This window comes from Spirulina subsalsa CS-330, from assembly GCF_028330765.1.
Lineage (GTDB): Bacteria > Cyanobacteriota > Cyanobacteriia > Cyanobacteriales > Spirulinaceae > Spirulina > Spirulina subsalsa_A.
Window position 1 is genome coordinate 1 of sequence record NZ_JAQMTY010000082.1, and the last position, 23,547, is coordinate 23,547.

16 protein-coding genes are annotated in these 23,547 nt (G+C 55.8%); 10 read left to right on the forward strand and 6 right to left on the reverse strand.

Translation table 11 applies throughout. The annotated features are described in order from the left end of the window. Positions 1-771 precede the first annotated feature (771 nt). Positions 772-3,270: a phosphoenolpyruvate synthase gene (ppsA, locus tag PN477_RS05485; protein ID WP_272121367.1), complete on the forward strand. Its 2,499-nt coding sequence runs from the start codon at positions 772-774 to the stop codon at positions 3,268-3,270. A 78-nt stretch (positions 3,271-3,348) separates the two neighbouring features. On the opposite strand, the gene PN477_RS05490 is transcribed toward ppsA, so the two are convergent. Both PN477_RS05490 and PN477_RS05495 read right to left on the reverse strand, forming a co-directional pair. Next, entirely contained in the window at positions 3,349-5,706 is a 2,358-nt protein-coding gene (locus PN477_RS05490) for a GumC family protein (RefSeq protein ID WP_272121365.1), read from the reverse strand. A 160-nt stretch (positions 5,707-5,866) separates the two neighbouring features. Then, on the reverse strand, positions 5,867-6,241 hold the full coding sequence (locus PN477_RS05495; protein ID WP_272121364.1) for a response regulator: 375 nt from the start codon (positions 6,239-6,241) through the stop codon (positions 5,867-5,869). 168 nt (positions 6,242-6,409) lie between these two features. On the opposite strand from PN477_RS05495, the gene PN477_RS05500 reads away from it, so the two are divergent. Further along, the gene (locus tag PN477_RS05500; protein ID WP_272121363.1) at positions 6,410-8,497 is read left to right on the forward strand and encodes a S8 family serine peptidase; all 2,088 of its coding nucleotides are present in this window, start codon (positions 6,410-6,412) and stop codon (positions 8,495-8,497) included. A 141-nt stretch (positions 8,498-8,638) separates the two neighbouring features. On the opposite strand, the gene deoC is transcribed toward PN477_RS05500, so the two are convergent. Together deoC and PN477_RS05510 are read right to left on the reverse strand one after the other, a co-directional pair. Beyond that, positions 8,639-9,316, reverse strand: a complete 678-nt coding sequence (gene deoC / locus PN477_RS05505) for a deoxyribose-phosphate aldolase (protein ID WP_272121362.1) — start codon at positions 9,314-9,316, stop codon at positions 8,639-8,641. Positions 9,317-9,366: 50 nt separating this feature from the next. Continuing rightward, on the reverse strand, positions 9,367-10,836 hold the full coding sequence (locus tag PN477_RS05510; RefSeq protein WP_272121361.1) for a bifunctional orotidine-5'-phosphate decarboxylase/orotate phosphoribosyltransferase: 1,470 nt from the start codon (positions 10,834-10,836) through the stop codon (positions 9,367-9,369). A gap of 339 nt (positions 10,837-11,175) precedes the next feature. Between PN477_RS05510 and psb28 the strand changes: the two genes are divergently transcribed. Further along, positions 11,176-11,520, forward strand: coding sequence for a photosystem II reaction center protein Psb28 (psb28, locus tag PN477_RS05515; RefSeq protein ID WP_272121360.1), 345 nt, complete (start codon positions 11,176-11,178; stop codon positions 11,518-11,520). A 5-nt stretch (positions 11,521-11,525) separates the two neighbouring features. Next, positions 11,526-12,260, forward strand: coding sequence for a MogA/MoaB family molybdenum cofactor biosynthesis protein (locus PN477_RS05520; RefSeq protein ID WP_272121359.1), 735 nt, complete (start codon positions 11,526-11,528; stop codon positions 12,258-12,260). Here PN477_RS05520 and PN477_RS05525 read toward each other — a convergent pair. Both PN477_RS05525 and psaC read right to left on the reverse strand, forming a co-directional pair. Next, positions 12,196-13,113: a glucosamine kinase nucleotide-binding domain-containing protein gene (locus PN477_RS05525; protein WP_272121358.1), complete on the reverse strand. Its 918-nt coding sequence runs from the start codon at positions 13,111-13,113 to the stop codon at positions 12,196-12,198. The two genes, PN477_RS05520 and PN477_RS05525, sit on opposite strands and share 65 nt — an antisense overlap. Positions 13,114-13,201: 88 nt before the next feature. Next, a complete protein-coding gene (gene psaC / locus PN477_RS05530; RefSeq protein ID WP_072619506.1) occupies positions 13,202-13,447 on the reverse strand; it encodes a photosystem I iron-sulfur center protein PsaC in 246 nt (81 codons plus the stop codon). Between the two features lie 718 nt (positions 13,448-14,165). On the opposite strand from psaC, the gene PN477_RS05535 reads away from it, so the two are divergent. The 6 genes from PN477_RS05535 (at position 14,166) to PN477_RS05560 (ending at position 23,545) form a co-directional block, all read left to right on the forward strand. Further along, positions 14,166-14,567 (forward strand): GPW/gp25 family protein, encoded by a 402-nt coding sequence (locus PN477_RS05535; RefSeq protein ID WP_272121357.1) that lies wholly within the window; start codon positions 14,166-14,168, stop codon positions 14,565-14,567. Between the two features lie 27 nt (positions 14,568-14,594). Further along, positions 14,595-16,784, forward strand: a complete 2,190-nt coding sequence (locus PN477_RS05540) for a putative baseplate assembly protein (RefSeq protein WP_272121356.1) — start codon at positions 14,595-14,597, stop codon at positions 16,782-16,784. Positions 16,785-16,825: 41 nt separating this feature from the next. Then, complete coding sequence (locus PN477_RS05545) at positions 16,826-17,881, forward strand: phage tail protein (RefSeq protein WP_272121355.1); 1,056 nt, start codon at positions 16,826-16,828, stop codon at positions 17,879-17,881. A gap of 99 nt (positions 17,882-17,980) precedes the next feature. Then, positions 17,981-19,372, forward strand: a complete 1,392-nt coding sequence (locus tag PN477_RS05550) for a hypothetical protein (protein ID WP_272121354.1) — start codon at positions 17,981-17,983, stop codon at positions 19,370-19,372. 15 nt (positions 19,373-19,387) lie between these two features. Further along, positions 19,388-21,313 carry a cyclic nucleotide-binding domain-containing protein gene (locus PN477_RS05555; protein WP_272121353.1) on the forward strand — a complete coding sequence of 642 codons (1,926 nt, stop codon included), beginning with the start codon at positions 19,388-19,390 and terminating at the stop codon, positions 21,311-21,313. A gap of 3 nt (positions 21,314-21,316) precedes the next feature. Beyond that, positions 21,317-23,545 carry a WD40 repeat domain-containing protein gene (locus tag PN477_RS05560; RefSeq protein ID WP_272121352.1) on the forward strand — a complete coding sequence of 743 codons (2,229 nt, stop codon included), beginning with the start codon at positions 21,317-21,319 and terminating at the stop codon, positions 23,543-23,545. Positions 23,546-23,547 lie beyond the last annotated feature (2 nt).

A 23,547-nucleotide genomic window follows, 5' to 3' on the forward strand; every position in this document is an offset into this window, starting at 1 on the left:
GCGTGAGCCTCAGGCTCACGCCTATCCACCTGAGACTCGCCCCGTGGGTTAGAGGAATTGGGGGTGAGGACAACGGGTTAAGCCACGGGTGAACAAGCTGTAACGTTTCGTGTCATTTAATTTTGCCAAACGTAACAAATTCCAAACACTAGGTGATCAAGGTTCAGGTTCAGTTTTACACTGAATATGTAGCCAAAAGAACAGAAATTATTTTCAAATAAGGGTCGGTCTTCATTTCGGTTCTGCTGGTCTATGTACTCATGCGTAGAAGGAGTTTAATTGTGACGACTCGTTTCAGCATTTTTCGATGATATTTGCGTTGATTGCACCGTTCGGTCGAATGCAACGATTGGTTTTAAATGTTGCACTTTAGCGATCGCTGGGTATGATCCGCAGTCCAGAATCTGCCTCAACATTCTTGGGATGTTCTGCTTATTTCGATGGATTCTGGTGTGATTCGTTGAGTGGCGATCGCAACCTGATATGTTGCTATCTGCTCAAGTTTGGCTGGTCACCAGACTCGTTTTCGTTCTCTCTGTTGTAATTTTTAGTTCACGAATACTCAAATTAACTCAAATTAACCCATTACTTGAAATAGCTGGATTGGTTCTGCTGGAGCTAGGCAGCGATCGCTATTTCGAGTTTCATCGGGGTTGTGACAAATTGGGTCTGACCTGCTCAGACTGCAATTGTGGGATTCTTCGTCTGTTTTAGACGATGATTGCGACCCCAACAATCTTCACTCACTCACCATTCCTGTCAGGAGTTGTTATGGTACATTCTGTAGACCAAGTCCCCCAAACCTCCCGTGATCAAGCCTTGATTCTCTGGTTTGATGAAGTCGGCACCGAAGATGTCGGCTTAGTCGGCGGTAAAAACTCGTCGTTGGGTGAAATGATCCAACAGTTGCAACCCAAAGGCGTGAACGTGCCCACCGGTTTTGCTACCACTGCCTATGCCTACCGTTACTACATCAAGCAAGCCGGGTTAGAAACACAGTTACGGCGCTTGTTTTCTGACCTGGATGTCAACGATATGCGGAACTTGCAAGAACGGGGCAAACAGGCGCGGACGTTGATTCTCCATACGCCATTCCCCCAAGACTTGCAAGATGCGATCGCCCTCGCCTATAGCAAACTCTGCCAACGCTATGGTTGCAGTCCCTCCCTCTGTGAACGCTTCGACCCCGAATATCGCGATATCTGCGTCAGCCAAACCCAAGATACCGATGTTGCCGTGCGATCGAGTGCCACCGCCGAAGACTTACCCGAAGCCAGTTTTGCCGGTCAACAGGAAACCTATCTCAACGTCCAAAGTGTGAAAGGGGTGCTCGAAGCCTGCCACAAATGCTTCGCCTCCCTCTTCACCGATCGCGCTATCTCCTACCGCCAACACAACGGTTTTGATCATTTCACCGTCGCCCTCTCCGTAGGTGTGCAAAAAATGGTGCGTTCCGACGTGGCCACCTCCGGCGTGATGTTCTCCATCGACACCGAAACCGGCTTTAAAAATGCGGCGCTGATCACCGCTGCCTACGGCTTAGGGGAAAATGTTGTTCAAGGTGCAGTGAACCCCGATGAATACCTGGTGTTTAAACCCACCCTCAAAGACGGTTTCACCCCGATCCTAGAAAAACGCCTCGGCACCAAAGCGATCAAGATGGTCTACGATGTCGGCGGTTCTAAGCTGACGAAAAATGTGGAAGTACCCGAACCCGAACGGCAAAAGTTCTGTATTTCCGATGCGGAGATTCTGCAACTGGCGAAATGGGCGGTGCAAATTGAAGACCACTATTCCGCAGTCCGCGGCCAATATACCCCCATGGATATTGAATGGGCGAAAGATGGCTGCACGGGTGAACTCTTCATTGTCCAAGCCCGCCCGGAAACAGTGCAATCTCAAAAGGCCGCCAATATCCTCGAAAGTTATGAACTCAAAGATCACGGCGCGATCCTCACGGTGGGGCGCAGTGTGGGGGCAGCGATCGGGCAAGGTAAGGCCCGCGTCATTCATAACGTCTCGAATATTAACCAGTTCAAGGCCGGTGAAGTGTTGATCACCAACCGCACCGACCCGGATTGGGAACCGATTATGAAGCAGGCGAGCGCGATCGTCACCAACCAAGGCGGGCGCACCTGTCACGCGGCGATTATTGCGCGGGAAATGGGAATTCCTGCGATCGTGGGTTGCGGTGATGCGACGGAAGCGGTCAAGAGTGGTCAAGAGGTGACGGTGTCCTGTTGTGAAGGAGAAGAAGGCCGGGTTTATCAAGGTCTGCTGCCCTTTGAGGTGCATAAAACCCATCTCGACAACTTGCCCACCACCCGCACCCAAATCTTGATGAACATCGGCAACCCGGAACAGGCGTTCTCCTTAGCGGGGATTCCGGCGGGGGGGGTTGGCTTGGCCCGGTTGGAATTCATCATCGCCAACAACATCAAAGCCCACCCGATGGCGTTGATTAAATACGACGAACTCAAAGACGAACTCGTCAAAGCCGAGATCGATCGCCTCACCCAAGGCTACGATCGCAAACCTGAATTCTTCGTCGATAAATTGGCGCGGGGGATTGGCACGATCGCAGCGGCCTTCTATCCCAAACCAGTGATCGTGCGGATGTCGGATTTCAAATCCAATGAATACGCTAACCTCCTTGGCGGTCGTCAGTTTGAACCCCACGAAGAAAACCCGATGATCGGCTGGCGGGGTGCGTCGCGCTACTACGACCCCAACTACCGCGAAGCCTACGCCCTTGAATGCCAAGCCTTCAAACGGGTGCGCGACGACATGGGGTTAACCAACGTGATCCCGATGGTTCCGTTCTGCCGTACCCCGGAAGAAGGCAAGCGCGTCTTGGCGGAAATGGGTAAACAAGGCTTGAAACGGGGCATCAATGGCTTACAGGTCTATGTGATGTGTGAGTTGCCGAGCAATGTGATCTTGGCGGATCAGTTTGCAGAGGTGTTTGATGGCTTCTCGATTGGGTCGAATGACTTGACGCAACTCACCTTGGGCTTAGATCGGGATTCGTCCTTGGTGGCGCATCTGTTCGATGAACGCAATGAAGGCGTGAAACGGATGGTCAAAGAAGCGATCGCCACCGCCAAAGCCACGGGCCGCAAGATCGGCATCTGTGGTCAAGCCCCCAGTGATTACCCCGAATTCGCCCAATTCCTCGTCGAACTCGGCATCGACTCGATCAGCCTGAACCCGGATTCTGTGCTCAAAACGATGTTGATGGTGGCGGAGGTGGAAAAAACCCAAGCCTAATCACAATGCTCCCAGGTGTTTAAGTTGTCCTCCTTGAGAGAACGATCCCCACGAACCGACCCAGTTCGTGGGGTTTCTTCATGACTTCGACGGGGGAATTAATTTTTTAGTGGCTGAGGTGGTGCGTCCCATCGGGGCGAGTTCCTTGGCGCTGGGGGATGGCGGTGATGGGGTCGGGGTGACGTTGCGATCGCCCCCTTGGCTCGGATAGCTCACCCCCGCTTCCTTCGCGAAGTTCGCGATCGCCCCCAATACCGGCGTATTCGCCACCGCCAACTCATAGAGCGACTGTTCCAACGCCGACCGCTTCACCGTGCCCAAACCCGCCACCAACAGCAAACCATCACTATGGGCAGCCAACAAATGAGCATCGGCCAGACCCGCCAAGGGGGGCGCATCATAGATCACCAAATCAAACTGCTCCCGCAGCGATCGCATCAACTCCTGCATCTTATGGGACGAAATCAAGCGAATCGGGTCGGGCGGCAACATCCCCGCCGTCAGCACAAACAGATTTTCATCCAGCACCGAAGCCTGAATCGCATCCTCCGCCAAGAGATCCCCCGACAGCACATCCGTTAAACCATCCCCATTCACCAAGCCCAACCGCTGATGAATTTGCGGACGGCGCAAATCCGTATCCACCACCAACACCCGCCGATTCATCCGCGCCACCGCCTGGGCCAGATAGGCTGCGATCGTCGTCTTCCCTTCCCCCGCCGTCGCCGACGAAATCACCACCGCCCGCACCGGATCATCCGCATCCAACAGCCGCACATTCGCCGCCAACGCATGAAACGCCTCACCAAACACCGAACGGCTCGAAGCTTCTACCTCATGAGTGCCATTAGACTGCACCAAATGCGCAAAGGGTGTTCCCTTTAAGCCCCACCCCAGGAGATCCCGCACCGGGTCAAGCCATGATCCCGCTACCGTCGGCAAGTCCAGCACATCATCCTGGGCGGCAGTCTGATCTACATAGGCATGGGTCAGGGAAAACGGCGCAAGATCCACCGCCGGTGCAAAATCGCTTAAATCCCGTTTGCGCGGAATAATCCCCAATAGAGATAACTGGGTGATTTTTTTCACTTCCTTCGGGGTATGGAGCACATTACTGAGGCTATCTAGGGCCAAGGCTGCCCCACAGCCGAGCATGAAACCAACGATCGCTCCCAACACTAAATTACGGGCAGCGCTAGCGGTGGAGGGTTTCGGCTCTGCCACGGGTTCGAGGAGTCGCCACGGAACTTGGCGTTGGGCGATTTCAATGCGCAGCGCCTCCCGTTTGGTGAGAAATTGGTTGAGGTTGTCCGTCGCAATTTGCAGTTCACGTTCAATATCGGTGAACGAACGATTCACCACCGACAGCTCCTTAACGCGGTCTTGAAACTGATTCAGCGTGCCGCCTAGGGCCACATTTCGGCGCTCAATTTCTTGGATTTGGGTGTCCAGTTCTCGGATGGTGCGCTGCACTTCTTGGGCGAGGAGGGGCAGGAGGCGATCGCGCTGCTCATTGAGCAATTTTATTTCAGGACTTGCTTCGAGTAATAACACCGAATCCCGCGCAATTTGACTGTCAAGGGTCTGAAGTTGATTCAGCAATGCTTGATATTGAGGATTATTTTTGAGAGCCGATGACGAGACATTTTCCGGCGATTGGGTGGCGAGTTCGTCCCGCAGTTCATCCCGCAGGGCTAGAATTTCATTCCGTTGAATCTGGGTCTCCAGTTGCTGTTCTTGAACTGTGCTGATTTGGGTGGACAACTGTTCCCCGGTGGTGGTGGGGTCAATGAGGTTATACCGTTGGCGTAGGGCTTGCAGTCGTTCTTGTAACTCTTCGACCTGGGCATTGAGTTCGGGCAATTGGTCGTCCACAAAATCAAGCCCCTGCTGAATATCGGCCTTGCGCTCATTCAAACTGTAGTTGAGATATACCTCAGACACCGTGGACAACAGATCAGCCACAAGGGCTTGATTGGGGTGTTGAAAGGACACCTCTAGGACGTTGGTTTGACTGGCTTTAATCCCAAGACCATACTTCAGCATCTCGTAGGTGAGATCTTTGTATTGACGCTGGAGAATTTCAACCGCCGGATCGAGGACTTCGGGGCTGCGCAGGACTTTAATTTTGGTTTCATCGAGGGTGAATGTGTCGGCTTCGTTGGCGCTCACACTATCAGAAACGGAGGAAATAACCTGGGTTTCTACGGTCACGGGTTCGGTGAGAATTTCAAACTTTGACGCATAGATCGGGCGATCGGTGACGGCTTTGTACGTGCCGGCTCCGGCCATGAGAAAAGTTAAGCCCGCGATCAGAAAAATCTGCCGATACAGAGCTTCAATAACCCGGCCGAGTTCTAGCCCCCCTTCATCTTCAGGGAGTTTAATATTATGGTGATCCGAAGTTGGTGACTGTGGAATGGGTCCAACGTGCATATTGAGTTTCCGCTGGGCTGCTGAGGCAAGACTCTCAGAATTTTTTCAATTGTGCCACATCCATTTTGAAGCTGCCCAAGGCCCCAGGGCTGAAGGTGCGATCGCGCCCCCCTATCTCCCCCCATCTTTAGTGATGATCTCAAGGGCATTAAGCGATCGCTCAAAGCGGCCAGTGGAGAAGGGTCGCCACCTGTTCCGCAAATTGGAGCGGTTCGATCAGCTTTGACAGCACACCTTGCACGTCATAGCCTTGGAAGACCTCGTATTCGGTGGGGTCTTTGGCGGTGAGGAAAATAATCGGGACGGTTTGGGTTTGGGGCTGTTGGCGCAGACGTTCCAGGGTGGCGATGCCATCGAGATCGGGCATCATCACATCGAGCAAAATCGCATCAAAGGGATGTTGAGCAGCGATCGCACATCCTTCCATCCCAGAACTGGCGGTTTGGACAGACCAGTCTTGGCTCATTTCCAGGCATAATTTAACAACGCTTCTAACATCTGCATCATCATCAATGAGAAGAATTCGCCGACTCATAGGCCTTGGGGTCAATCATCTTTGAGGGCAACGGTTGCGTTTAGTCTAACGATCCACCGCCAGCTTATCATCGGTGGGAATGGGGTGGAGAGGCTTGGAAGATTCCCGCGAATCTTCTAGGATTGCTGTTATCGTCAACTTCAACGCTCTTGAGGCTCAAGTAAGACCATGACCGATGCTGGGGTTCCGGAAACAACGATAGGGTTGACGCTCCAACGGGGCGGGGAAGAATTAATGTTGCTCAAGGTGGGCGATCGCTTCACCGTGCAACTCACCGCCCCCGATGCCCCACTCCCGGATAGCCTCAGCCGTCTCAATCGCCATCTGCTGCCCCAAACGGCCCTGTGGGAATTCATCATCGCTCCGGCCAGCTTAGAAACCGCCATGACCGCGGCTCGGCAATCGGACTCGGTCACCTTTGCCAGCCATGTGTATCAGTTGCAAAACAGCCCCGAAACCTTGGCCTATCTGACGGAGGAGTTGACGGTGCAGTTTGCCGCCGGCCTGAGTGAGACGGAACAGAGGGCCTTGACGCAGCCTCTGGGGTTAGAGTGCGATCGCCCCCTCGCCGGGATTCCCGACACCTATATTTATCACCTCACCACCGCCGCCACCGAAAACCCGATCAAAATCACCAATCGACTCATGGCCGATGCCGCCGTGCTGACGGCCGAACCCAATATTATCTTTCTGCGGGAATCCTTCTATCGCCCCCAAGATACCCACTACGACCAGCAATGGTACTTAAACCACAACGGGGGCCATCAACTCGCCCCCACCTCCCATATTGACTGCGAAAAAGCGTGGGACATGCAGCGGGGGACGCGATCGGTCGTGGTGGCGATTATGGATGATGCCATTGATATTAACCACCCTGATTTTCAAGGCGCGGGCAAGATTGTCGCCCCCTATGATTTTCGCGATCGCGACTTTGCCCCCCTCCCCACCAACACCCAAGAAAGCCACGGCACGGCCTGCGCCGGGGTCGCCGTCGCCGAAGAAAACGGCCAGGGGGTCGTTGGGGTCGCTCCCGGCTGTGCCCTGATGCCCCTGCGCACCACCGGCTACCTGGATGACCGTTCCATTGAGAGCCTGTTTAATTGGGCGATCGACAAAGGAGCCAGCGTCATTTCCTGTAGTTGGGGCGCAGCTTCGGTACATTTCCCCCTTTCCCTGCGGCAACGGGCCGTGATTCACCGCGCCGCCACCGAGGGCCGAGGCGGTAAGGGCTGCGTGGTGGTGTTTGCCGCCGGCAATGCCAATCGCCCGGTACAAGGCACAATCTACGAACGGGGCTGGCCCAATGACCTCCTCAGCGGCCCCACCGATTGGCTCAGTGGCTTTGGCACTCATCCCGATGTGATCACCGTGTCCGCCTGCACCAGCCTCGGCACCAAGTCCAGCTACAGCAATTGGGGGACGCATATTTCCGTCTGTGCGCCCAGTAATAACGCGCCGCCGGGGATGTGGTTCCCGAAAACCGGCTTCGCCCAAACCGCCCCAACGATTAACTACCGCTTGCCGGGGTTGGGGGTGTTTACAACGGATCAACTGGGGAGTTTGGGCTATGACCGAGGCGATTTTACCCGTGATTTTGGCGGTACATCGAGCGCCTGTCCGGTGGTGGCGGGGGTGGCGGCGTTGGTGCTGTCGGCAAATCCGAATTTAACGGCGGTGGAGGTGAAGGAGGTCTTGCAACAGACGGCGGATAAGATTGTCGATCGCGATCGCGATCCGCAACTGGGGTTACAGTTGGGAACCTACGACAGCAAAGGCCATTCCCAATGGTTCGGCTATGGCAAGGTCAACGCCTACGCTGCCGTTAAAGAAGCCCAGCGCCGCCTGCCCCAACGCAATACCCCCGTCCCCACCCGGCAGAAAATTTCCCGCCGCAGCAGCACCGCCGCCCCGATTCCCGACCATAACCCCCAGGGTCTGCTGAGTAGTTTGGAAGTGTCCCAAGCGGGCGCGATCGCTGCCCTCACCATCACCATTGATCTCGTCCATGAGTTCCTCGGTGATGTGGAAATCAAACTCCGCAGTCCCCACGGCATCACGGTCTTACTCCAAGGGCGCACCCTCGGCAGCCTCACCCGCCTGAAACGTACCTATACCCCAGCGATCGCCCCCGTCCTGCAATCCTTCCTCCAACAACCCGCCCAAGGGACTTGGCAACTGTGGGTGATCGATCGCGTCTTGGGCGATACCGGCACGCTCCAAGGGTGGGGACTAGATCTCGACATTCTCGCACCCTAATGTTAAAGCACACGCTAATTGGTGGGTTACGGCGGATCGCTGAATTGCAGTGATAACAGAAGTTTAAGCCACCTAACCCACCCTACAATAAAATATCATTTTGGCTGTGCCACGACACTAAGGTGGGTTATGGCACGAGGATCAGCCTGGGGTTCTGCCTTGGGTTTCGCGTTGTTTAATTAACTCAGCACTGCGGGACGTACCGAGGCGGGTGGCTCCGGCCAGGATCAGCGCGATCGCATCATCAGCGGTACGAATTCCCCCCGATGCCTTAATCCCCGCACTGCCCCGCGTCACCTCCCGCAACAGGCTCACCTGTTCCACCGTCGCTCCGCCAAACCAGCCCGTACTCGTTTTCAAAAACGCCGCCCCCGCATCGAGGCACACCGTCGCCGCCAAGCGTTGCTCCTCTGGGGTTAACAGGCCCATCTCCAAAATTGTCTTAATCGGTTGTCCTGTTTCTTCGACAATTTGGGCGATTTCCTGGGCGATCGCATTGGCATTCCCTGCCTTCACCCACCCCAGATTAATCACCACATCTAATTCCGTTGCGCCATGGCTCACCGCCTCTTGGGCTTCGTAGAGTTTGGTGGCCGTGGTGCTTGCGCCGCTGGGAAAACCAATCACGGCACAGACTTGGGGGCGTTGATTGTGCAGTAATTCTGTGGCGGTGCGCACCGCATGGGGATAGACACAAACGGCGGGCAGATTGTAGCGGTTGGCTACTTGGCAGCCCACTTTTACCTCGTCGAGGGTGGCGGTAGGGTGCAAAATCGCATGGTCAAGGTAGCGGGCGAGGTCAATTTCAGCAGGGTCCATGGGGGTTTAAGGGGGAGGATGGGGAGAATGGGGAGTGCGATCGCCAAACATCAGATCACGGTGATGTCTTTTTGATCAGCATGGGTCAAGGCTTGATACTGATCTTCATCGATCCGGGCCGCCGCGTAGAGGGTTTCCGTAATATCCGACAGGGTTAAGACCGCATGGGTACGATAGCCAGCAGCGGCGATCCGATCCGACACCCCCTGCTCATGGTCAATAAACACCACAATATCATTGACCACCAGCCCGGCAGAGGTCAGTTTTTCCGTACCTTCGATCGCACTCTTGCCGCTGATCAACACATCATCAACCACCACCACCGTTTCCCCCGGCTCAAAATGCCCTTCAATCACCCGCCGCGTCCCGTGGGCTTTCACTTCCTTGCGCGGGAAAATCATCGGTCGGCCCAAGATCATCGATAACCCCGTTGCGGTGGGCAATGCCCCGTAGGGCAGGCCAGCAATGCGGTCAAAGGTGAGGGGTGTGAGCAGTTCCGCATAGGCGTTGAGCATTTGGTGAAAGACTTGGGGATTGGAAATGACTTTCCGCAGATCAATGTAGTAGGAAAACGTCGCCCCCGACGCTTGGACATAGTCCCCAAACAAAATACATTCGAGGTCAAACAGTTGCAAAATCAGGTCTTGCTGGGGGTGTTGTTCTAGGAGGCAAACGTTCGTAGTCCAAAGTTGACAGTGGTGGTGGGGTTGATTTTGTTGGTGTTGGTAACAGTGGTGGTTAATTTCTTGGTTGAGGGCGGCGATCGCGGTGACCGGATCGTCATAGCTGAGATAGTCTTGGGGCACAGGCAACAGCAGACCGCTACCGTTGGCGTTTAACCCCGCGTTAATGATCGCCGCCAGGCTTTCTTGATGCTCCCAAATACTCCGGGCGAGGATCAATCGTTCGGGGGCCAGGTTGCGCACCTTGGCTAAAACTTCCGGGTTGCTCGTGCCAATTTCTAAACACACCTGCTCCGGCGGCCCCCAGGCGGACACCTCCGTCACTAGGTGGAGATACAGGGGCGCATCGGGCATCGGGTAATCTTGGATTGCGATCGCCCCCGGATTGGAGGTGCGACAGACCATAAAGGCCGCTTTATCGGGATAGACCAAAAAGGGCGCAGCTTGGTCATGGCCAGCAAATGGGGTGAGGGTGACCGCATCCACTTGCCATTGTTCAAAGAGGGTACGCGCTAAAAAACTACTGCTGTTGAGGTCGCTATGTTTCACATCCAAAATGATTGGAATATGGGACGGAATTGACAGCAACACCTGTTCAAGGAGTTCAATCCCCGGCGCACCCAAGGATTGATAGAAGCCGAAACTGGGTTTATAGGCGCAGACGTGATCCGCTGTGGCTGAGATTAAGTGATTGAGCCAATCGCCGAGTTCATCGGTGAGTTGGCTATGACTCGCGGCATATTGGGCCGGGAGCATTTCAGGATTGGGGTCAAGCCCCAACACGAGAATGCTATTGTTGCGATCGCAGGCAGCATCCAGTTTGGTTAAAAAGCTCATGGTGTGGGGCTGACAATGGTTGAAAACATGAAAGGCTCTCGCTGATCAAAAAATAATCGCCGACAAGGACACCTCATCCTTTTCATCTTACGACCTGGGTTCTCCCGGTGGGGCAGAGTCTGGATTTGGCAGGAGTGAGCTAGAGGCTCACACTACCCTTGCTGGAATCCTGGGTCGTGCGAGCTTCTAGCTCGCTGCTCTGACTGACTCGCTCGCTGCCCTGATCATGGGGATCAAACGCAGGCTAGATCAACCATTTGCACGTTATGCATCAGCAGTAGTTGGGTGGAGGGTAACGGGACTTTATAATTAAGCTCACAAAGCTTAAACCTTAAACGCATGACAGCCTATATCGAATTTGCCCGAGGAATTACCGAAGAAGCCGTTCCCGATGTGCGCGTCACCCGCTCCAAAAGTGGCAACAGCGGCACCGCGACCTTCTACTTTCAAGAACCCAAAGCCCTGATGGACAACAGCATCGCCAATGACATTACGGGGATGTACTTGATCGATGACGAAGGCGAACTGATGACGCGGGAGGTGAACGCTCGGTTCGTCAATGGCCAAGCCGTCGGGATTGAAGCCGTGCTCATCATGCAAACCGCCGCAGAATGGGAGCGGTTTATTCGCTTCATGAATCGCTATGCCGAGTCTGCGGGCTTAGAACTGAATCGGAATGACTAACCCCATTGCACCGCCAGGACTCCGGCGCGATCTGGCTCCATGACCCTCACCCCTCCCTCTCCGGCTCGGTCAATCCTGACCTGTTATGGATGAGCGGGAGCCGCTCGGAGCGGGATGTGATCGCCCTGCTCCAGGCAGCACGGGGACGCGACGGCGATCGCTTGAGATTCAGACGGGCCACATTTCGATGCAATTCTTCATATTTCACCATGTACCCCCATCCTGATTCCCGGATCATTACGGCTCGTTGTGCGGTTTTGACGGTGAGTGATACTCGCACGATCGCCACCGATCGCAGCGGTCAATTATTACAACGTCTGCTCGATCAGGCTCACCACACCGTGGCCGCCTACGCCATTTGTCCCGATGACCCGGCCCAGATTCGTCGCCATCTTGAACAGTGGGGACAAGATCCGGTGATTGATCTGGTGATCACGTCGGGGGGGACGGGGATCGCGCCCCGTGATACCACCTATGAGGCGATCGCGGCTCTTCTCCATCCGACGCTGCCGGGGTTTGGGGAATTGTTTCGGATGTTGAGTTTTTCAGAAATTGGGTCGCGGGCGATGGCATCGCGGGCGATCGCTGGGGTGTATTGCCAGACTTGGGTGTTTGCCCTGCCGGGTTCAAGCAACGGGGTACAGTTGGCGATGGAACGCTTAATTTTGCCGGAACTTACTCATTTGCTGACTCAGTTGCGCCCGGATTTTCCTGCCGCGCCAACAGTACCGCCCCCGTAGCGGCATCGGCCTGGGGCGGGACGAGGTGCGATCGCATCTCATTCCCTAGATACGGTTCCAGGGAGGAAGCCAGGCCGCCGAGGAGACTACAGGGAAGGGGCTGCTGTTGTTTCGCCACCAAGGCCCGCCAAATTTTTTCGATTTCCTGCCCCGCTGCGGTCATCAGAGCGATCGCACTTTCATCCCCCGCTGCCGCCGCCGCCATCACCACCGGGGCCAGTTCGGCAAACTGTTGCGACCCCGCCGCATTGGCCCAGAGAATGAGGCGATCGCCGTCTTGGTCAAACCGTGCCATCACGCCACGAATCAGCGGGGTCACCGCCCGGCGACCATCCCACCATTGCAATGTCTGCTGAATCGCCGCCAGCCCCAGCCATGCGCCGCTGCCCTCATCCCCTTGGGGAAAGCCCCAACCGCTCACCCGCGTCACCCGCTCGCCTTCAATCTGATAGGCCACCACCCCCGTCCCGATCGCAATCACCGCGCCATCTTGGCCCTGATGGGCCCCTAGGCAGGAAATATAACCATCGGAATGGAGGTGCAGGCGGGTGAAGCGATGACCGAGGGCGAGAAAGCGATCGCAGGCCGCCGGGACTTGGGTTCCCGCCAAGCCTGCGCCCCCGTACCAGCGATAGCCCGCCACCTCCGAGGAAATTTCAAACTCCGCTAAGGCTTGGGCGATCGCGGCCCGAATCGACCGCCACGCCCCCACCGGATCAAGGCGAATATTCGCCGGGCCGGCTTTGCCTACGCCCAACAGTTGACCCTGGGCATTTTCAACGCGGGCGATGGTTTTCGTTGCGCCCCCATCAATGCCCACAAATAGCTCCCGACCTACCACCCGATCAGCCATATTCCTTGACAATGCGTAATGAAAAGAGGAGTAACGACATATTGCGCTACTCCTACCCCAAATGAACGGAAACCTGCAACAAGGCTGTCTAGTACGCCAATCCCATACTGCGGGTGGTTTCGGCTCCTAGATAGACTCGAACGCTGAGGAAATCCGTGGGGCAAGCCGTTTCGCAACGTTTGCAACCCACGCAGTCCTCGGTACGCGGCGATGATGCGATTTGGCTAGCTTTACAGCCATCCCAAGGCACCATTTCGAGTACGTCTAGGGGACAAGCCCTTACACATTGAGTACAGCCAATGCAGGTGTCGTAAATTTTTACGCTATGAGACATTGAGTGATCGACTCCTTAGCGAGCGTGTTTTATCGGTTAATTAGAGTTCTGTTGACTCAAGGCATAGTTTACCCTAGCGACTTCGTCCCACTCGAAAAACGGTAACGAAGCTTCAAATTCTGTAACACTTTTGCCGCAATCTCTCAGATGTGCGATCGCATCTGAGACCCATAAATCACCCATCTGAGCGAAAAAAAGGGTGCATCCCACTTTTGCAGATTCATATTGCTCGCCAGGTAGAACCCTCATCCCCAGCCCTTCTCCCGCAGGAGAAGGGAGCCACAGGTAGAACCCTCATCCCCAGCCCTTCTCCCGCAGGAGAAGGGAGCCAAAAGCCCTCTCCTGCGGGAGAGGGTTGGGTGAGGGGTTGCACAACTGGGATGCACCCAAAAAAAAGGCATTGGGGTCTTATTGTGTACTCCGTGCGCCAGAGGATCACCCACAGGAATACCGCCTCGATCCCTGTGTAGTGCGAGCGTCTCGCTCGCTGATCTAAAACTCGGACTTTATTCAGTAACGGGCAAGATGCCCGCACTACGGCTCGGAACATAGCCATAGAACAATTTGGGATGGTTAGGCTTGGGGTCAGCACGAGCCACACAGCACGGTGATCCATCCGGTTTGCGTCGGCACGATCGACAAAAGACTCGACTTTTGGAGAATAGAGAAATGCGACTAGGTTCGCTACAGTAGAAACTCCCCTGACCCTCGCGCCACCATGCCTGAATCCCCCCTTGCCCATATTGGCACTAGCCCCGCCTTTCCCCTCTCCTGTACCGTTCAGGGCGGCTTGCAGATGAGCCGCCAAGATCACAACGTCGCGGAGTCCATTCGGTTGATTTTGGGGACTCGCCACGGTGAGCGGGTGTATCGCCCTAACTTTGGGTCGCGTCTTTCGGAATTGGTGTTTGCGCCGATGAATAGCCAAACCCTCCTCCTGACGCGGCTGTATGTGGAAGAAGCGATTCGCCAATGGGAACCCCGGATTGAACTCGATGGCGTGTTTACTCAACCCGATCCGGTGCGGGGACGGCTAGATATTATCATTCAATATCATTTCAAAGACACCCACGATTCCCGTAGTCTAGTGTATCCGTTCTATTTGACCCCTCCGAGTTAATCGGTCTGCCCTCTTCCGGAAGCTGTTATGGAATTCGATTTCCTGCCCCAACTGCCTAAATCCAACCTCGACGATCGCAAGTTTGAAGACCTCGTCGAAGAATGTTTGCTGCGGATTCCGCGCTACTGCCCAGAGTGGACGAATTTCAACCCCAGTGATCCGGGGGTAACGATGATTGAGCTATTTGCCTGGCTCTCGGATCAGATGTTGATGCGGTTTAATCGGGTTCCGGAGCGCAACTACATTACCTTTTTAGAACTCTTGGGGATTCGGCTCCAGGCCCCACGTCCGGCCCAAACCCACGTCACGTTTTACCTGAGCACGTCCCTGCCGGAACCCTACACGATCGCAGCCGGGGTGGAAACCGCCACCAATCGCACCGAAGCCGAAGAAGCGATCGTCTTCAGTACCGATCATCCCCTCACCATTGGTGTGCCTCGGATTCGCCACCTCCTGACGGCGGACAGCGTGGAAGAACGGCCCCAAATTTTGCGCGATCGCTTCAGTGGCACTTGGACGATGCTACCTAGTGGCGATTGGGAAGGGCGCGATCTCGAACTGTTTAACGAACAACCCAGGGAGGGTAACTGTTTTTATCTGGTGTTTGATCCCCAACAGGAGATCAGCGGCAATGTGGTGGCGGTGAACTTTCGGGGTGAAGCGGCCACCGCCACCGGAATTAACCCCGAACACCCCCCCCGCTCTTGGGAAGCCTGGACAGGAACCCATTGGCAACCGGTGCTGCTCCGTCCCCAGGATGACCATACCGAAGGGTTTAGTTTTAGCGAAGTGACCCGCAACGGTGGCAACCCCCTCCAAGGGGAGGATGTGATTTTTCACTGCCCGCGCCAATGGCCGGTGGAAACCTTCGGCACCTATAACGGACGCTGGTTACGGTGTACCTATCGCAAGGTCACGGTAGACCAACCGGGGTATTTAAATTCGCCGCGCATTGTGGGGATGGGCTGCCGGGCCTTGGGGGGAACGGTGAGCGCGACGCAATCGATCGCGATCGCTAACGAAATTCTCGGCGAAAGTGATGGCATGCCTGGGCAACGGTTCCGTCTCCAAGGTGCGCCGATTTTACCCCGCAGCGAGGGGGAATATCTGCGCGTTACACCGCCGGGGGGCTTGCCGCAGCGGTGGCAGGAAGTGGAGGATTTCGCCGATTCCGGGGCGGATGATTTACACTACACCCTCGATTCGCGCACGGGTGAACTTCAGCTTGGCCCGTTGATTCGTGAATCGGCTCAATTGTTAGATCAAATGGATCAATGGCGACAGCCGCAACTGGCCACCACCGCCGCCCCCGATCCAACGGCGCTGACCCGCAACAAGGGGGAACGTCAATATGGGGCAGTGCCGCCGAGGGGGGCAATGTTGACGATGGTGTCCTATCGGACGGGGGGCGGTCAGCAGGGGAATGTGCAGCGCGATACGATCCGGATTGTTAAATCCGCCGTGCCCTATGTGGCTCAGGTGACGAACCATGAACCGGCTCGCCATGGGTCGGATGGGGAAACCTTAGAAGGGGCGGTGTTGCGGGTTCCGAAGTTGCTGCGCACCCGCGATCGCGCCGTCACCACCGAAGACTTTGAAACCCTCGCTCTCCAAGGGGGGCAAGGAGCGATCGCCCGCGCCCGCTGTCTCCCCACCGTCAACAAAGAACAGGCCGGCACGGTGGAACTCGTCCTCGTCCCCCAACTCGCCATCCAACGGATCACCGCAGGCTACGGCACATCCCCCGCCGAACTCAGCCTCACCCCCGCCTTAATTGAATCCACCCTCGCCTATCTCGATGACCGTCGCCTCCTGGGGGTGGAAATCCGCTGCCGCGAGCCGGACTATGTGGGGGTTTCCGTCCATATCGAAGTCGCCCTCGAACCGGAGTATCGCGAACCCTTGGCCCAGCAACATATCCGCACCAGTCTAGAATCCCAACTCTATCGCTTTCTCAACCCGGTGATTGGGGGGCTAGAGGGCCAAGGGTGGGAGTTTGGCCGGCCGGTGTATGCCTCCGACATCATTAACCTGTTTCAGGCGCAGTTGGGGGTGCGCTATCTCGGCACAATCCAACTGTTCCGCCTAACCCGTACCGCTGACGGGTGGGAGCGCACCCTTGCCCAGGAGTCCCATGTGGCACCGGGGGCTTTGGGGTTAATCTGTTCTTGGCGGGATGAGGTGTTGCGTTCTAGCCATGTGATTAGCGTCATTTAGCCGGTGATTGTCTTGTGTTTTGCCCTATGGATTGATTGGTTATGACCCAAACCCGTGATACATTTCCCATCCGGATGCAACTGACGGCGATGAAATTGCCGGAGGGTCGTCATCAAGCGATCGCCGCCAGTCATGATCAACGGTCTCAAGTCACCCTAGCCGCCCCCACGGAAGAGACCACCCCCCAAGCTTGCACCTTGGTCATCTATCCCGGCGAACCCAGTGAACTCCTCGTGCGCCTCGAAAACCTCACAGCAGACCCCCTCCGGGTTGCCCTTGAGGTGCTCGGAGATTTTCCGGCCCACTGGTGTCAGGTGGGGGGCGAAGGCAATGAAATTCCCCCCGCTGGCCGGATGGAGGTGGTGCTGTATTTTCAGGTGGCGGCGGATTTTTTTGAGTCGCCCCTGGGGCCTCCAGCCGGAACCCCCTTACAATTGGACTACGCGGGTCAGTTTGTCGCCACCTACACCACCACCACCGGGGGACAACCGACCCAGCAGGCGGCGGAGTTTCAGGTGTTGGTGCGGCCGCGGAGTTTGTATTTAGATTTCTTGCCCGATGTCTACCGGGAGGTGGATTTTGTCGGCCGGTTTCTCAAGATTTTTGAGCAGGCTTTTGAGCCGGATGTGCAGATCCTCAATAGTTTGTGGGCGTATTTACATCCCCGCACCGCACCGGATGCGTTGATTCCGTTTTTGGCCTATTGGGTGGGGTGGCCGTTGACCCCCCAATTGTCTTTGACGACCCAGCGACGGTTGATTGCGGGGGCTTTGCAGTTGTACCGCTGGCGGGGAACGCGGCGGGGTCTCAAGCATGCGATTCACCTGTTTACCGACTTGCCGTTAGAGGTAAATGGGGGGGAAGATCCTGCGATTCAAATTACGGAGATCGGGGGGCGGGGCTTTGTGCTGGGGGAAACGCGCTTGGGTCGGGGGGCGACAATGGGGGGGGGACAGCCCTATCATTTTGTGGTGGAGTTGCGATCGCCCGCCGCCACCCCGATTGATCCTGACCTCGTTCGTAAAGTTATCGAACAAGAAAAGCCAGCTTTCTGTAGTTATGAACTATACATAATAGGTGAAGATACGGGGGTTTAAAGCCCTTTATCAAAGTGGATAAAGGGCGATCGCTGCGATCACAACAGTTAAAAGTCCCATCAGTGGTAATTGTGCAAGGTTTGTGTTGGAGCAAAAGGTATGATTTCGGATTGGTTTCCCCCACCCCTACAACCGTTTCAGCGGTTACAGGTAACCGATGGTTTGCTGATGAATGCGGAGCGATGGCAACTCGCCCACCGGTACCATCGCCAAAGCCATAGTTTTCACTATCAATCCCTGTATCAGTCCGGCATTGTCTATGGTTTGGGGGTGCGGGTGATGGTCGCACCGACGGAGGTGCGATCGCAATATCAAGATGGTCGTTGGCTCGAAATTCAGCCGGGGATGGCGATCGATCTGCACGGTAATTTCATCGTCGTCACGGAGCCGATTTCCTTCCGCCTCGCCTCGGAAAACTTCACCCCCACGCCCCTACCGGTCTATCTCACCATCCGCCATGTAGACCCCGATTCCCTGACCCGGAAATCGGTTTCCCCCCTGGTCAAAGAAACCTTCCGCATTGATGAAAAAACCACCGCCCCCCACGCCAACGAGATCGAACTCTGTCGGCTCCTCTTGCCATCGGGTGGAAAAACGGTGACGCTGCAAAATGCCCCGGATGTCTTTCATCCCCAGATTAGCCAACCCAACTTGCTCCAGCGGGTGTTAGTGCGCGCCCGTCCCCACGGCAGTTTAGTCCTGGGCCGGGGGGAGCAGACCCCTGATCCTGATTTCCAGGCATTTGGGGATTTTCTCGCCAGTGCTGTTTACCAATACCCCCACCTCAACGGCCATCTCGATAGCACGCCCCACCGCCTCCACCCAGACCATCCCCCCACCTGTGATTTTCTCTATGTCCGCAATCCAAGCCCCTGGAGTGAATTGGAGATCGGGGGACTGAGTCGGCATTTGGAAGCGGGTAAGTTGCTCTGTGTGGAGTTGACGCAGTGGGATGATGACCTGAGCGAGTCGATGGTGCTGTATGGGGAATTGCAGCGGGCGATCGCCGAAGCGGAACAAGACCCCAGCTTAACCGCCGTCCGTCACGAACTGGCCACGGAATTTCAAGCGATCCAACACCAGATCCTCGCCCAGCTTCAGGTCAGCTATCCGGTGGTGGCGGATCTCGCGGCCCAATTTCACACCCCCGTCCAGGCCATCTTGAGCACCGCCCATCCACTCCGGTGTGAACCGTTTACCTTTGCACTTCTGCCCACGATTGAGGGTCAGCCGATTTTCATGGCGGCCGGGGGTGGAATTGTGATCATTCTGGGGGATCTGACCTCGGCTTGGCGGCGCGATCGCACCTTCCCCCTAGGCACAGCCACCCTCCGCGAAACCCAAGAACTCGGCATCAACCTACTCCATTTCGCCTGGCGACGACAGCAACTGATGGAATGGCAACAGCACTTTAACGTCTCCGTGCCGCCTGCCCTGATTCAAGATGCGATCAACCCCCTGAGCGCCAGCCTGGAAAAAATTACGGAGTAATTTGAGCCTGACCCTATGCCTGTTCTTTCCATTCGTCGCACCTTACCGATCCTGATCGTGACCCCGATTCTCGTCACGATCGTTTTGAGTGGCTTTCTCTCCTATGTCAATAGCCGCAAAGCCGTGGAAACACTGGCGCTCAAAATTAGCCAGGGGACAACCGACTCCATCAAAGAGTATCTTCGGGCCGTCATGGATAAACCCCAATCGGCCCTGAAAGCCTCCACAGCAGCCCTCAACCCGGATCAATTTCAAACCCCCGACGCAATTATCCAACGCCTGTGGGATGTGACGAACCAACCGAACCTTGTGGATAATTTGTATGTGGGTCAAAGTAACGGTCACTTTTTAGGGATTTTCCCCTGGTCGGATGGCAGTCCTTCCCTGGAAATCCGTAGCGAGGAGACTGCGCCTCAGTTGACGGTCTATCGCCTCAATGGGGCGGGGGAACCGACGGATCTGCTCGAAACTCGGATCTATGACCCCCGTGAGCGTCCTTGGTATCAAGCGGCTTTGGCCTTGGAGCCGGGCCAAACGGGATGGAGCGAGGTGTATCCCTATGCCGCCACAGCAGAACTGGGCATCACGGCGATCGCGCCGCTTTATGATCAAAACCGCTCCCTTTATGCCGTCTTTGCCATTGATGTCAGTCTGTCGGATATCCAAGGGTTTCTACAGACCTTGGATATTAGCCCCGCCGGGGAAGCGTTTGTGATGGATCGTGACGGCCAGATTATTGCTACCTCAACGGAGCAATCCACGGCGCTGGAAACCGGTGATGATCCCGAACGGGTCTTGGCCCTTGAGTTGGATAATCCCAATCATGCCAATCTGATGTCACAACTTCAGGCGCATCTAGAGGGGGACTGGTCGAATGCTGAGACGGCGGAGTATTTCCCCTTGATGGTCGATGGGGTCAAGCAGTTTGTGGGTATTGTTCCTTTTCAGGATGAGCAAGGCTTGGATTGGCTGATGGTGGTGGCGATTCCGGAGACGGATTTTCAGGATATTATTTTGGCGAATACCCGTTCAACGGTCTTGATTGGGTCGATTATTGCGGTGTTTGCGATCGCCCTCGGACTCGTGGTGGCGCGTTGGCTTGTCGTTCCCATTGAACGCCTCAACAATGCGGCCCTGTCGATCGAAAACAATACCTTTCAAAGTTTTACCCTCGATGCGATCGCCAAGCGTCAAGATGAACTGGGAACCTTAAGCCAAGTGTTTCAACGCATGGGCCAGGTGATTATGTCCAGTCAGGCCAGTTTGCGCGAACAGATGGACGAACTCGAAGCGGAGATGGCGAAGGCAAAGCGGCACGATAGTCTCAAGCCCGGTGCGCTCAATCTGGGGACGGTGGAGGGTTTATTGGCGCGATCGCGTCAGCACCGCGCCACCATCCGCCAGAATCAAGACATTGACCTCCCGTCTCTGTTAAAAACGGTTCCCTACTTTCACTATGTGGGGAGGGCGGAGATTGAAACCCTGATTGCCATGGGCGATCGCCAAACCCTGCCGGCCAAAACCATTATTTTTCGCGAAGACGAACCCGGCGACTCCTTCTTCGTAATCCTGTCCGGTGCAGTAGAAATTTACGTCGAAGCCCTCGATAAATTTCTCACCACCCTCTCCCCCGGCAGCTTTTTTGGTGAACTCTCCCTCCTCCTCGGCATTCCACGCACCGCCACCGTGCGCACAACCCAGGAAACCACCCTGTTTTGCCTCAGCCAAGCCGGGCTGCGCTATCTCCTGCAACAGCACCCAGACATTGGGGAACAAATTGCCCAAGCCCTCCATACCCACAAAGCAGAATTGGAATCCCGCCAGGATCTACTCATGACCGATGCCAACGATGCTGCCAACTTTACCGCCAATCCCTTGACCTGGATTCGCGGTCGCATGAACCGAATTTTTGGCTCCTCCTCGACCCAACCCTCCTCCTAAACCATGGCAGAGAATTTAATTGATACTCACATTTTCCCCAAGGAAATTGACTTTCAACCCGGTGGCCCGCCGTCCGGATTTGATGTGGAAGTAGTCAATGACAGTGCCGTCTTTGCGGGCTTTCAACTCGAAGTGCAGGCCGCAGGCACGACCAGCAATCGCCGTCCCGATTGGTATCAAATTTCCCCCGAAGTCAGTTCTAAAACGCCCCCAGGCGATACCACTCATTTCCACATCACCTTATTAGACAGTCCAGTGCCGGGGTTTGTGGGGCTGATGAACATTACGGTGCGGGTGTTTTCCTTGGAGTTGCCCGATGAAGACCGCGAGGTGATTCGTGTCAATGTGCAGCAGGGTAACATTCCGATTCCGCTACACCTGAGCCTGCCGATTCAAGACTTTCGTACAGACCCTGGCGAACAGATCGAAATCCCGGTGAAGGTGGTCAACCCAAGTCAGTTGACCACCTTAGCCACCGTGCGCCTCCAGGGGTTAAATGCCAGTTGGTTACGGCAGGGCAGTGAACGGCAGGTGGAGATTGGTGCAGGTCAAGAGGAGACGGTGACGTTTATTTGTCAGTTGCCCGACATGGTGCAGACCGTCAGCCAAGACTATCCCCTCACCTTTACGGCCACCCATAGCCAAGGGCCACCGGCGGAGGCGATCGCCACTCTCGACGTTAGCCCCGCCGGTAAACTCCTCTTTCGCACCACCCCGGAAGAGCGATTGGTGCCGGCGAAGTGGGGTTGGTTGCCGGGTTGGTATGCGCCCCCGGTTCACTATCAACTGGAACTGAATAACAGCAGCAACCTAAAGCAGGAAGTACGGGCCCAGTGGCATAACAGTGACGAATTAAAGGGGATTCGCTGCCAGATGACCCCGGATCTGTTGGCGATCGCCCCTGGCGAAAAGGGCGAGATGACCCTGGAGGTCAAAGCCCGCCGTCCCCTCCTGGGGCTGCGCCGCCTCCGCAATCTAGAAATCGGCACAATCCTTTCAGACCAACGCTTAGGAACCTCCACCCCCGGCCGAAAATACATCAAACTCCGGATCGCCCCGATCATTCCCCTCTGGATGTTTCTGGGCGCGATTCCCCTGCTCGCTTACTTCCTCTGGACATTGTCATGGCTGAATCCCAATAATTCCAACTATGGTCACCAGGCCGCCGTCAACACCGTTGCCCTTGATGGCTTGGGGAATAAGGTGATCAGTGGCTCGACGGATCAATCGGTGCGGCTCTGGCAAGTGCCGGGCTTTCTCGTGCCCTGGATTCGTCAGGATATGGGGATTCTGGGGGCAACGGCGAAATCTGTGCGGGTGGTGCAATATCGCCCGGTGGACAATAATCAGGTGGTGGCTGGTTTAGAAAACGGCGACATTCAAATTTGGGATGTGTTGTCGGTGGGGGATCAGCTCGATAGTTTTTTCTATCGCAAGGATGACCGGGTGTTGGCGTTGCAATATAGCCAGGATTCGCGCTGGCTTTACAGTGGCCATGGCAGTGGTTTGGTGTTGCAGTGGGATGTGGAGCATGATTGGGGGGAGTTGGCCCGCTTAGAAGCGGGGTTTCGTGATCCGGAGCGATCGCGCCAATTCGACTTTGCAGTCTATGGCTTGAGTTTTGTCGATTCTGAGGATCAACAGTTGGCTGTGGCTGGTCGGTTTAATCAACTCGTCCTCTGGGAGTTAAGCACCGATGCGATCGAAACCCTGCCCTACCGCGCCGGGGGCAAGGACGACTATATTCTCAGCATCGACAGCGCCGAACTTCGTCCCCATCTCCTCGCCACAGCGGATAACCAAGGCTGGATCACCCTCTGGAATTTAGACACCTGCCTGACGAGCGATCGCCCCTGCGAAATCATGGATCAATGGCCCGACGGCCATGGCGGCAAAGCTGTGCAGAGTGTCGCCCTCAGTGCTAACGCCTGCTACCTCGTCAGCGGTGGGGCCGATGGTCGTGTGATGTTGTGGCCCCTCAATCCCAACGGTACTCGCGCCAACCAATACAACCAAGGCATTGAAATTGATCGCTCCTTTCCCAGCCGCCAAGGCAATCGCTTTTGGGGCGAAAAACTCTATCCCACGGTGCGCAGCGTCGCCATTCGACGGATTCAGGAGGTGTTGCTGATTGCCAGTGGCAGTGAAGACACCCAAGTGCGGGTCAGCACAGCGGAGCCTCTGCCCCAACTGGGTTGTGATCTGCCGCCGCACTCCCAAGGAGAAGAGTAGTC

Bases quoted from the DNA above. Each gene is read 5' to 3' on its own strand.
- ppsA (WP_272121367.1), top strand. From the start codon at position 772: ATGGTACATTCTGTAGACCAAGTCCCCCAAACCTCCCGTGATCAAGCC.
- PN477_RS05490 (WP_272121365.1), bottom strand. From the start codon at position 5,706: ATGCACGTTGGACCCATTCCACAGTCACCAACTTCGGATCACCATAAT.
- PN477_RS05495 (WP_272121364.1), bottom strand. From the start codon at position 6,241: ATGAGTCGGCGAATTCTTCTCATTGATGATGATGCAGATGTTAGAAGC.
- PN477_RS05500 (WP_272121363.1), top strand. From the start codon at position 6,410: ATGACCGATGCTGGGGTTCCGGAAACAACGATAGGGTTGACGCTCCAA.
- deoC (WP_272121362.1), bottom strand. From the start codon at position 9,316: ATGGACCCTGCTGAAATTGACCTCGCCCGCTACCTTGACCATGCGATT.
- PN477_RS05510 (WP_272121361.1), bottom strand. From the start codon at position 10,836: ATGAGCTTTTTAACCAAACTGGATGCTGCCTGCGATCGCAACAATAGC.
- psb28 (WP_272121360.1), top strand. From the start codon at position 11,176: ATGACAGCCTATATCGAATTTGCCCGAGGAATTACCGAAGAAGCCGTT.
- PN477_RS05525 (WP_272121358.1), bottom strand. From the start codon at position 13,113: ATGGCTGATCGGGTGGTAGGTCGGGAGCTATTTGTGGGCATTGATGGG.
- psaC (WP_072619506.1), bottom strand. From the start codon at position 13,447: ATGTCTCATAGCGTAAAAATTTACGACACCTGCATTGGCTGTACTCAA.
- PN477_RS05535 (WP_272121357.1), top strand. From the start codon at position 14,166: ATGCCTGAATCCCCCCTTGCCCATATTGGCACTAGCCCCGCCTTTCCC.
- PN477_RS05540 (WP_272121356.1), top strand. From the start codon at position 14,595: ATGGAATTCGATTTCCTGCCCCAACTGCCTAAATCCAACCTCGACGAT.
- PN477_RS05545 (WP_272121355.1), top strand. From the start codon at position 16,826: ATGACCCAAACCCGTGATACATTTCCCATCCGGATGCAACTGACGGCG.
- PN477_RS05550 (WP_272121354.1), top strand. From the start codon at position 17,981: ATGATTTCGGATTGGTTTCCCCCACCCCTACAACCGTTTCAGCGGTTA.
- PN477_RS05555 (WP_272121353.1), top strand. From the start codon at position 19,388: ATGCCTGTTCTTTCCATTCGTCGCACCTTACCGATCCTGATCGTGACC.
- PN477_RS05560 (WP_272121352.1), top strand. From the start codon at position 21,317: ATGGCAGAGAATTTAATTGATACTCACATTTTCCCCAAGGAAATTGAC.